Annotated in this window: 1 protein-coding gene; it reads right to left on the reverse strand. The window is 46.0% G+C overall.

Annotation, left to right across the window (positions count from 1 at the left end):
• Positions 1 to 358: 358 nt before the first annotated feature.
• On the reverse strand, positions 359 to 1,366 hold the full coding sequence (locus AAC854_RS22440) for a tyrosine-type recombinase/integrase (protein WP_340619027.1): 1,008 nt from the start codon (positions 1,364 to 1,366) through the stop codon (positions 359 to 361).
• Positions 1,367 to 1,594: the final 228 nt, after the last annotated feature.

Consider the following 1,594-nt stretch of genomic DNA (forward strand, 5'->3'; position numbering starts at 1 on the left):
TCCGGCACCAAAATTTTAAGGCTCATTTGTTTTAGTTATCATAGACTTAACAAGTAAGTTAAAATTTATGGCCGTTAAGAAAATGTTAAACAATGGGTATTCTAATTTGCCTACTCAATGTTTAAAAAGCCGTAAATAAAGAATACAGAGTGTTTGCATCAGCAAGCACTCTTTTTTCGTTCAAGGTAATGATTTCAGTAATTGATTCTGATGTCAAGTGAGGTGAAAACTTCACGCAGGATGCAGGATCGATATTAACGTTTTTTTGACGCTATCAATGTTGATGCAGGGCAGTTCAACTATCCCATCGCTTTAATCCCTCCTGCGGCCTGCCCTGTCTTTTTGCCTGATGTCCTCCTTACACCGAAAGATCCAGATATAACGCCAGCTCACTCTCCAGTGTTTTGCCCGCAACTTCCATATCAATATCAATATACTCCATTGTCGTCGCCAGACTGCGGTGCCCCAGCAGGCTTCTGACCAGTTGCAGATTACGATCCGGCGCTTTCATCAGCTCCGTGGCCAGCGTATGACGAAAACGGTGAGGGGAAACAGCAAAGCCGCACTCTTTGGACAGCCGATTAAAAAAAGAACGGATATGTTGCTTTTCTTTATCGTAATTGTACTGGTAACGGGTCATCCGGCCGTGATAACGAAAGCCCAGGCGGGTTAAGTCAAACAGCGGATCGTCGTCTTTCGCCCCACAGGCTCTCGCCTGTTCAACCAGTTGTGCCAGCCGGGGCCGGAGTTGCCGGATCATCGGTACCCGCCACTCGCTGTGGTTTTTGCTGCCTTCGGTACGCAGTTCAATATAATGGCCTTCCAGATTGATATCCCGCAAGCGAAGATGCAGTAACTGGTTCTGGCGCATGCCCGTTAACCGGAACGTATCCAGAACGGTCAGCCAGTACCCTGTCGGGTACAAGGCACAGCGCCCTCCCCGTGGAGCCACCTGCGCGCGCTCCTCTTCCTCATACTGCCCCATCAGCAGATAGAGACGGATGATCTGAGATTTGCTCAGAATTTTCTTCTTTTTCTTCTCTTTTTTCACTGCCGTATCGTTAAACGGATTTTCCGTGTGTGGCAGGAGTTTTCGTTCCATACCGAAATTAAAAATGGCCCGCAGGTGAGACACCTTATTGTTCCAGGTATGGCCGGACTGTTTTTTCTCCATTAGCGAATGACGCCGCCAGCGCAGCACATCCCGGTGCGTGATCTGCTCCGGTAGTACCGTTTCCCCCATAAACCGGGTAAACACCCGTTTCACTTTGCTGTAGCTCCACTCAGAGGATGGGCGTAACATATGCGAGAAAAAATATTCCTCCAGTAACTCATCCCAGCCCATTTTTTCTTCTGTTCCGTGCATTATCTTTTTCCTGTTATCAATAAATCATCAAGACGGCCTGCCGATATCATCAGCAGCCAATTAATCACCAAAAAACAAATAACTAATTAAATTATTTTATTGTTAATATGATGACTGACTCCCTGCGGGAGCAACACTTTTTGGCTTTTTGCGGGTGGGTTTGGATAATTTCAAATCGATATGATTATCATTTACATCAATTTGCTCTGAAACTTCATCATTTGATTG

The sequence above is a fragment of the Xenorhabdus entomophaga genome (genome assembly GCF_037996725.1).
Classification (GTDB): domain Bacteria; phylum Pseudomonadota; class Gammaproteobacteria; order Enterobacterales; family Enterobacteriaceae; genus Xenorhabdus; species Xenorhabdus khoisanae.

What these genes read in the sequence shown, in the direction of transcription:
- AAC854_RS22440 (WP_340619027.1), bottom strand. Translation starts at nt 1,366, where the DNA reads ATGCACGGAACAGAAGAAAAAATGGGCTGGGATGAGTTACTGGAGGAA.